This window comes from Thioclava sp. UBA3469 (assembly GCF_002378135.1).
Lineage (GTDB): Bacteria > Pseudomonadota > Alphaproteobacteria > Rhodobacterales > Rhodobacteraceae > Thioclava > Thioclava sediminum.
Map to the genome: position 1 here is coordinate 36422 of NZ_DFRG01000045.1, position 8353 is coordinate 44774.

At 65.4% G+C, this 8353-nt stretch carries 10 protein-coding genes; 4 read left to right on the forward strand and 6 right to left on the reverse strand.

Going from position 1 to position 8353, the window contains the following annotated elements:
* The 3 genes from B3D39_RS03430 to B3D39_RS03440 all read left to right on the forward strand — a co-directional run.
* A partial coding sequence (locus B3D39_RS03430) for a leucyl aminopeptidase (RefSeq protein ID WP_286789377.1) occupies window positions 1-1133 on the forward strand: 1133 nt, incomplete at its 5' end.
* A 1-nt stretch (window position 1134) separates the two neighbouring features.
* Complete coding sequence (locus B3D39_RS03435; protein ID WP_274962098.1) at window positions 1135-1593, forward strand: DNA polymerase III subunit chi; 459 nt, start codon at window positions 1135-1137, stop codon at window positions 1591-1593.
* A gap of 5 nt (window positions 1594-1598) precedes the next feature.
* The gene (locus B3D39_RS03440; RefSeq protein ID WP_274962099.1) at window positions 1599-2138 is read left to right on the forward strand and encodes a GNAT family N-acetyltransferase; all 540 of its coding nucleotides are present in this window, start codon (window positions 1599-1601) and stop codon (window positions 2136-2138) included.
* Between the two features lie 3 nt (window positions 2139-2141).
* On the opposite strand, the gene B3D39_RS03445 is transcribed toward B3D39_RS03440, so the two are convergent.
* Window positions 2142-2957, reverse strand: a complete 816-nt coding sequence (locus B3D39_RS03445; protein WP_274962100.1) for an MBL fold metallo-hydrolase — start codon at window positions 2955-2957, stop codon at window positions 2142-2144.
* A gap of 124 nt (window positions 2958-3081) precedes the next feature.
* Between B3D39_RS03445 and tgt the strand changes: the two genes are divergently transcribed.
* The gene (gene tgt, locus B3D39_RS03450) at window positions 3082-4209 is read left to right on the forward strand and encodes a tRNA guanosine(34) transglycosylase Tgt (RefSeq protein WP_274962101.1); all 1128 of its coding nucleotides are present in this window, start codon (window positions 3082-3084) and stop codon (window positions 4207-4209) included.
* Window positions 4210-4216: 7 nt separating this feature from the next.
* Here the strand turns inward: tgt and trhA are convergent, their stop codons facing one another.
* The 5 genes from trhA to B3D39_RS03475 form a co-directional block, all read right to left on the reverse strand.
* Window positions 4217-4858 carry a PAQR family membrane homeostasis protein TrhA gene (trhA, locus tag B3D39_RS03455; RefSeq protein WP_075774739.1) on the reverse strand — a complete coding sequence of 214 codons (642 nt, stop codon included), beginning with the start codon at window positions 4856-4858 and terminating at the stop codon, window positions 4217-4219.
* A gap of 218 nt (window positions 4859-5076) precedes the next feature.
* The gene (locus B3D39_RS03460; protein WP_274962102.1) at window positions 5077-5895 is read right to left on the reverse strand and encodes a ferredoxin--NADP reductase; all 819 of its coding nucleotides are present in this window, start codon (window positions 5893-5895) and stop codon (window positions 5077-5079) included.
* Window positions 5896-6039: 144 nt separating this feature from the next.
* The gene (locus tag B3D39_RS03465; RefSeq protein ID WP_274962103.1) at window positions 6040-6411 is read right to left on the reverse strand and encodes a DUF934 domain-containing protein; all 372 of its coding nucleotides are present in this window, start codon (window positions 6409-6411) and stop codon (window positions 6040-6042) included.
* Complete coding sequence (locus B3D39_RS03470) at window positions 6408-7196, reverse strand: phosphoadenylyl-sulfate reductase (protein ID WP_414717962.1); 789 nt, start codon at window positions 7194-7196, stop codon at window positions 6408-6410. Before B3D39_RS03470 ends, B3D39_RS03465 begins: the two co-directional genes overlap by 4 nt.
* The coding region (locus B3D39_RS03475; RefSeq protein WP_286789378.1) for a nitrite/sulfite reductase at window positions 7165-8353 on the reverse strand (1189 nt) is incomplete at its 5' end. The genes B3D39_RS03475 and B3D39_RS03470, both read right to left, overlap by 32 nt.

Genomic DNA, 8353 nt, shown 5'->3' on the forward strand with positions numbered 1-8353 from the left:
TTGCGCAAAACCATCCGCGCGCCGCCGATCTGTCGCTGGGCCTCGCGTTGCGCGCCTATCGCTTCGACTATCATACCGGTGAGGACAAGAAGGCCTACGGGCCGGTGACGATCATGGTCGACAAGCCCGAAGAGGTCGCCGCCGCCGCCGCCCCGCATGCAGCACTGGCTGAGGGCGTGTTCTTCACCCGCGATCTCGTCAACGAGCCCGCCAATATCCTGACCACCGACGATTTCGCCGCCCGCCTCGCCGCGATGCAGGAGCTGGGCCTCGATGTCGAAATCCTCGAAGAGGAGGACATGAAGAAGCTCGGCATGGGCGCGCTTCTGGGCGTCGGCATGGGCTCGGAAATGCCCTCCAAGCTGGTCGTGATGCAATGGAAGGGCGGCGAGGAGGGCGAGGCGCCCTTCGCGCTCGTCGGCAAGGGCGTCGTGTTCGACGCGGGCGGCATCTCGCTCAAGCCCGGCGCGGGCATGGAAGAGATGACGATGGATATGGGCGGCGCAGGCGTCGTCTCGGGCGTGATGCGGACGCTCGCGCTGCGCAAGGCCAAGGCGAATGTCGTGGGCCTCGTCGGTCTGGTCGAGAACATGCCCGACGGGCGCGCGCAACGCCCCGGCGATATCGTGACCTCGATGAAGGGCGACACGATCGAAGTCATCAACACCGATGCGGAAGGCCGCCTCGTTCTGGCCGATGTGCTCTGGTATGCGCAGGACCGGTTCCAGCCCAAGGCGATGGTCAATCTCGCCACGCTGACCGGGGCCGTGATCGTCGCCCTCGGCCACGAGAACGCGGGTCTTTTCGCCAATGATGACAATTTCGTAGCCGACATTCTTAAAGCGGCGAAGACCGAGGGCGAGGGCGCGTGGCACATGCCGCTGCAGCCCGCCTATGACAAGGCGCTGAAATCGCGGCTGGCCGATATGCGCAATGTCGGCAACCGCTGGGGCGGCGCGATCACCGCGGCTGCCTTCCTCAAGCGCTTCGTGAAGGACGAGGTGCCGTGGTGCCATATCGACATCGCGGGCGTGGCCCTGCCGCCGAACGAGACCACGCTGGCCCCGAAAGGGCCGACCGGATGGGGCGTGCGCATGCTCGACCGTCTGATCCGCGACAAGTTCGAAGCCTGAGATGGGTCAGGTCAATTTCTACCATCTGACCCGCTCCAGCCTCGAGGAGGTGGTGCTGAACCTCGCCTCCCGGGCGGTGGAGCAGGGTTGGAAGGTGGAATTGCGCGGGACCGATTCCGCGCGGCTCGACTGGCTAGACCAGAGGCTCTGGCTGATGGGAAACGAGGCGAGCTTCCTGCCGCACGGGCTCGCAGGCGGGCCGCATGACGCGCTGCAGCCGATCCTGCTGGGCACCGCGCCCGCAGGCGACGGGCGCGAGGCGATGATGGCCATCGACGGCGCCGAGGTCGCGGCGGAGGAGACCGATGCCCATAAACGCGTCTGGATCCTGTTCGACGGCAACGACCCGCAAGCGGTGCAACATGCGCGCGGGCAGTGGAAAACCCTGACCGGCGCGGGCGCGAAAGCGATCTACTGGTCGGAAGAGGGCGGCCGCTGGGAGAAGAAAGCGGAGAGTTGAGCCGGGTGGAGATCAGCGCAGGATATGCCGGAGACGCGGAGCGCTTCGCCGATCTCTTCGCCGAGAGCTTCGCAGCCTCCGAAGGCCCTGACGAAGGCGCGCTGATCGGGGCGCTGGTGCGCGACATCCTCGCCCGGACCGACCCCGCCGATCTGCACTGTTTCACCGCGCGGGAGGGAGCGGTCCTCATCGGCGCGGTCTGCTTCACCCGTCTGCGCTATGACGAGGATCCGCGCCGCATCTTTCTGCTTTCGCCGATGGCGGTCGCCCCGGCGCAGCAACGCAAGGGCGTCGGGCAGAGGCTGATCCGTCATGCGCTCGCAGAGCTGTCAGCGGCGGGCGTCGAGGCTGTTCTGACCTGTGGCGATCCGGCCTATTACGGGCGGGTCGGCTTTGCGCCGATTGCCGAGGCCGCCATCGCCGCGCCTTATCCGCTGTCGATGCCGGAGGGCTGGCTCGGCCAATCCCTGACGGCGACGCCGCTTGGCACCATCGCGGGGAAGCCGCATTGCGTGGCAGCCTTCCAAAGACCTGAGATCTGGTGAGCGCTACCGCAGCCGGTCGGGCTCCAGCACCATCACGGTCGGCTCGCGCGGCAAGGTCCTGAGAGAGACGACCAGCTCGCTCACGCCGGGCCGCTCCACCGCGAAGACGCCTTCCATCCCGTCAAGAAAGCTCTGCAGGGTCGGCTCGCCGAACCAATGGACCGGGATCACAATGCGCGAGCGCAGCCGATTCAGGATGCGGATCATCGTCGGCTGATCGACCGTGTAAGACCCATCCACCGCCGCCATCACCACATCGAGCCGCCCCAACGCCGCATATTGCGCGGGATCGGGCTCGTGGTGCAGATGCCCCAGATGGCCGATGCACAACCCTGCAACCTCGAAGACGAAGATCGAGTTGCCGTTCTCCTCGACCCCGCCGAAGCTGCGGATCGCGGTGGGCACATTGCGGATCAGCATCTCGCCCAGATCCAGGTGATGCTCGGCGGCGATGCCGAACTGATCCGACCAGCCCTTCAGCGCCACCGACCCATCGGGGATCATATCGGTCATATGGCTGGAATGGGCGTGGTTCATCGTGACGTAATCGGGGGCGAACCGCGCGCCCCCGGTCCAGCCGTTGAAATCAGTCACGACTGACAGCCCGCCCTCGGTCTGCAACAGAACCATCGAGTGGTCGATGTAATGCAACCGCACCGATTGCTCCGGCACCGGGTCGGACCAGTTGGCCTTGTGCAGATACTCGATCCCCGGCGCGGCATCGGCAATCGCGATGCAATGGCTGATGCGCTGGTTTTGCGCGGCAGCGGCGAACGGCGCAAGCGTGGCGCAGAGGGTTAGAAGGATGGAACGAAACATGGCGAGCCTCCTTTTGCCCTAGCGTAAGGCTAAAATGCGATTCCGGTCCATGCCCTTGCGCCCCGCGCGGCCTTCCCTTCGCGCCGCTTTGGGTCTATCAGCCGGGGCCGAAGGAGAGCCCCAGATGACCAAGTTCAGCTTCACCCTCAAGGCCACCGATGGTGCTGCGCGCACCGGGACGATCTCGACGCCCCGCGGCGAAATCCGCACGCCGGCCTTCATGCCTGTGGGCACCGCCGCGACCGTGAAGGCGATGATGCCCGAAAGCGTCGCCGCGACCGGCGCCGATATTTTGCTGGGCAATACCTATCACCTGATGCTGCGCCCCGGCGCGGAGCGGGTGGCGCGTCTGGGTGGGCTCCACAAGTTCATGAACTGGGACAAGCCGATCCTGACCGACTCGGGCGGCTTTCAGGTGATGAGCCTCGCGTCTCTGCGCAAGCTGACCGAGGACGGCGTGACCTTTGCCTCCCATGTCGACGGCTCGAAACATATGCTCTCGCCCGAACGCTCGATGGAGATCCAGAAGCTCTTGGGCTCGGATATCGTGATGTGCTTCGACGAATGCCCGGCGCTGCCCGCGACCGAGGAAGAAGTGGCGAAGTCCATGCGCCTCTCGATGCGGTGGGCGCAACGCTCGCGCGATGCCTTCGGCGACCGTCCGGGCCATGCGCTCTTCGGCATCCAGCAGGGCGGCGTGACACGTGAACTTCGCGAGGAAAGTGCCGAGAAACTCAAGGAAATCGGCTTCGAAGGATATGCGGTCGGCGGCCTCGCCGTGGGCGAGGGGCAGGAAGCGATGTTCGGCGTGCTCGACTATGCGCCCGGCATGCTGCCCGAAGACAAGCCCCGCTACCTGATGGGCGTCGGCAAGCCCGACGATATCGTGGGCGCAGTGGAGCGCGGCATCGACATGATGGATTGCGTGCTGCCATCGCGCTCGGGGCGCACCGGTCAAGCCTGGACCCGTCGCGGTCAGGTGAACATCAAGAACGCCCGCCATGCCGATGATCCGCGGCCCTTAGACGAGGCCTGCACGTGCCCGGCCTGCTCGAATTATTCGCGCGCCTATCTGCACCACGTCTTCCGCTCCGGCGAGATGATCTCGGGGATGCTGCTGACCTGGCACAACCTGCATTACTATCAGGAACTGATGGCGGGCCTGCGCGCGGCGATCGACGAGGGGGCGCTGGCGCGCTTCGTCTCGGAGTTCCACGAAACCCGCGCAATGGGCGATATCGAGCCGCTCTGACCCCCGCTCAGTGCGAGATCACGATCACCGCGGCGTAATGCGTCGCGGCCGCGGCCAGCACATGGCCGTGCCAGATCGCGCGCGAGAAGGGGATGCGCTCGGTCTGGTAGAAGATCACGCCGACCGTATATGTCAGCCCGCCCACGACCAGCAGGATCAGCGCGGGCAGGGGCAGGGCCACGATCAGCGGCCACATCGCGATCATCCCGAGCCAGCCCATCGCCAGATAGAGCCAGAACCCCGTGCGCTCCGCGCGGTGGAAGAAGCCGAGCTTCATCACGATGCCGAAGGTCGCGAGCGCCCAGACCGTCGCGGTCAGCGCCCAACCTGCGACGCCGCCGAGGCCGATCAGCGCCATCGGCGTGTAAGTGCCCGCAATGAGAAGATAAATCGCCGCGTGGTCGAAGCGCCGCAGCACCGCGCGCGTCGGCGCATGCAGGGTCAGGTTATAGGCGGCCGAGAGCGAGAAAGAGGCGATCAGCCCCACCGAATAGACCGCGAGCGGCCAAACCCGCCCGGCCGGTGCGGCCAGCGACGCCCAGACGATCAGTGCGCTGACGCCTGCCACGGCAAAAACGACGCCCAGCACATGGACGACGCCATCGGCGACATGTTCGCGAAAGCTGTGGCTCAATTGGTGGCGCGTCATCGTGGTGGTCCCCTCAGTCATGCCTTTAAGATAGCAACGATCAGGCGATCTCCCAAGTCGCGGCGGAAAAAACGCTGGGTCACAAGGGGGCTCTGCCCCCGCGCGCACCCCGGGATATTTGAAAAGAGCGAAGACAGGACAGACGCCCATCTTCGCTCTTGAGAAATATCCCGGGGGTGAGGGCGAAGCCCGAGGGGGCAGAGCCCCCCCCGCCCAGATCAGATACCGTCGCCGACGAAGGCCTTCTCGACCACATATTCGCGCGGCTCGGAATTCGCGCCCTCGCGCAGCCCGAACCCTTCGAGCACCGCCATCACGTCCTTGTTGAAGGCGAGCGAGCCGCAGACCATCGCGCGGTCGGTCTCGGGGTTCATCGGCTCGAGGCCGAGATCCTTGAACACCTTGCCGTTCTCAAGATTGTCGGTGATACGACCCATATGGGGGGATTCCTCGCGGGTCGTGGTCGGGTAGTATTTCAGCTTGCCGTCGACCATCTCGCCGATCAGCGGATCGTTGATCAGGTTCTCGACCAGCTGGCGGCCATATTCCAGTTCCTCGACCGTGCGGCAGGTATGCATCATGATGACCTCGTCGAACTTGTCGTAGGTCTCGGGGTCGCGCATCAGCGAGGCGAACGGCGCGATCCCGGTGCCGGTGGCGAGGAACCACACCCGCTTGCCCGGCAGCAGCGCGTCATGGACCAGCGTGCCCACGGGCTTCGGGCGCAGGATGATCTCATCGCCCACATTGATATGCTGCAGCTTCGAGGTCAGCGGGCCGTCGGGCACCTTGATCGAGTAGAATTCCAGCTCCTCGTCCCAGTTCGGCGAGGCGATGGAATAGGCGCGCAGCAGCGGTTTACCATTGTCGCCCATCAGCCCGATCATCACGAATTCGCCGGAGCGGAAACGCAGGGACTGCGGGCGGCTCACGCGGAAGGAAAACAGCCGGTCCGTCCAATGGGTCACTTCGGTCACGGTCTGCGCGTCGGGCAGGGTCTTCGCCTTGGGGATCTCGGTCACGGCGCTCTCGTTCATTGTCACATCTCTCTCGGGCCGGGGCAGGCGCCTCGGTCTGGCAAATATACAGATCGGATACAGCTTGCGTGAGCGCTGGCCCTTGATCTGGCTCAATTGCCGGTTTCGTTATGGTCTATCGGATATCGCGGACGGGTGAAAGCCTCAGCCGGCGAGCCGCGCGCGGTAGTCATGCGCGGCCCAGTCGGCGCGGAACAGCCATTGCGCCTGCGGCTGGCGCTCGGCCAGTTCCGGCGGAATCTCGACCTCGTCGAAGCCCACGCGCCGTGCCATCGCGTATTGATCCGCGATCAGCGGGCCCGCCGCGCGCAGACGCCCGGTATAGCCGAGCGCACGGATGCGGCGCGCCAGCGAAAAGCCGCGCCCGTCCGAGAAGGTCGGGAACAGGACGCGGATCATCTCGGCGCCTTCGATCAGCGCAGGCAGGTAGCCCGCATCGGTCTCCGGCGCGATGTCGAGGCTCGCCCCGGTGAAGTCGTCATTGCGGAAGCCGTCGTCGCGAACGATCACGCTCATGCCACATTCTCCTTGTTCTCAATCACTTGGCCTTCACTGTTCACACGGACGGCCTTGCCGCCGATGAAGTGGATGCCGCATTCGGTCTTGGCAGCGCCGCGCCAGCGGCCCGCACGTTCGTCTTCGCCCGGTTTCACAGGCGAGGTGCAGGGTGCGCAGCCGATCGAAGGGTAGCCTTGCGCCACCAGCGGATGGCGAGGCAGGCGGTTCTCGACCATGTAATCCTGCACGTCCTGCTTGTCCCAATGGGCGAGCGGGTTGATCTTCATCCGGCTGTCGGTCTCGATCTCGAAGAAATCGAGCGCCGCGCGCTGGCCGCCCTGAAAGCGTTTGCGCCCGGTGATCCACGCGTCATAGCCCGACAGCGCATTTTCCAGCGGCACCGTCTTGCGCAGGGTGCAGCAGGCGTCGGTGCTGTACTGGTGCAGCGTGCCGTCCGGGTCGTCGCGGGCAATCGCGGCCTCATCGGCCTGGATCACCTGCACATTGGTCAGGCCCAGCTTGGCCGCGACGTCGCGCTGATAGGCGAGCGTCTCGGGAAACAGCATCTGCGTGTCGATGAACAGCACCGGCGTGCCGGGCGCGATCACCGAGACCATATGCAGCAACACCACCGATTCCGCCCCGAAGGACGAAACCAGCGCGACATTGCCCACATCGGGGTCCCGCAACGCCCGCTCCATCACCGCGGTTGCGGCGTGGTGGCGGTAGCGTTCGTTCAGCCCGGCGACGCGGGGGGCGATATCCGTTCCATCACTGAGCGGCATGGCGTTGAGCCTCTGCATAGAGCGCTTCCTTGAACGGGTCCGGGCCAAGGCGGCGCAGCGCGTCGAGGAAGCTCTCGGTGGCGCTTTCACGCAGCTCGAGATAGGCGCGCAGGAGACGCTCCAGCGCAGGGATCACCTCCGTATAGGCGAAGCCGGGGCCGGCACGTTCGCCAAGCGCCATCGTTTCGGTCGCGTCGCCGCCAAGCGTGATCTGGTAGTTCTCCACGCCCGCACGGTCGAGACCGAGGATGCCGATATGGCCCAGATGGTGGTGACCGCAGGCGTTGATGCAGCCCGAGATCTTGATCTTGAGCGCACCGATCTCCTGCTCCAGCCCGAGATCGCGGAAATGGGTCGAAATCTGTTGCGCCAGCGGGATCGAGCGGGCCGTGGCCAGCGCGCAGTAATCCATGCCGGGGCAGGCGATGATATCCGAGGTCAGGCCGATATTCGCCGTGGCGAGGCCGCCCTTGCGCAGGGCTTCGAACAGCGCGGGCAGGTCGGCCTTCGCGATATGCGGCAGGATCACGTTCTGCTCGTGGCTGATGCGCAGCTCCGACTGACCGTAGCGCTCGGCAAGGTCTGCGAGCAGGCGCATCTGGTCGGACGTGGCATCGCCCGGAGGCGCGCCGTGATCCTTCAGGCTGACCGTGACCACCGCGTAATCAGGGTTGTGATGGGGCGAGACCGAGCGCGCGGCCCAATCGCGCAGAAGCGCGTCGACATTGAGCGCGGTTTCGAAGCTTTCGCTCTCCTGCGCAGGCAGCGCGGGCGGTGCGAATTGCGCCTTGAGATCGGCGAGGATCGCTTGGTCCGCGCCCTTGAACGCCGCGCGACGGGCCGGGAATTCAGCCTCGACCATCTCGGAAAACGTATCGATTCCAAGCTCGTGCACGGTGATCTTGATGCGCGCCTTGTACTTGTTGTCGCGCCGCCCCAGCCGGTTGTAGCTGGCAAGAACCGCCTCGAGATAGGGCAAGAGATCCGCCTCGGGCAGGAAATCGCGCAAAAGCCGCGCCACCATCGGCGTGCGGCCCATGCCGCCGCCGACCATCACGTTGAAGCCGATGCACTCGGTGTTCTCCTCGTTCATGATGACGACGAGGCCGATGTCGTTCGTGTAGATGTCGAGCGAGTTGTCGCCCGGCACGGTCACGCCGATCTTGAACTTGCGC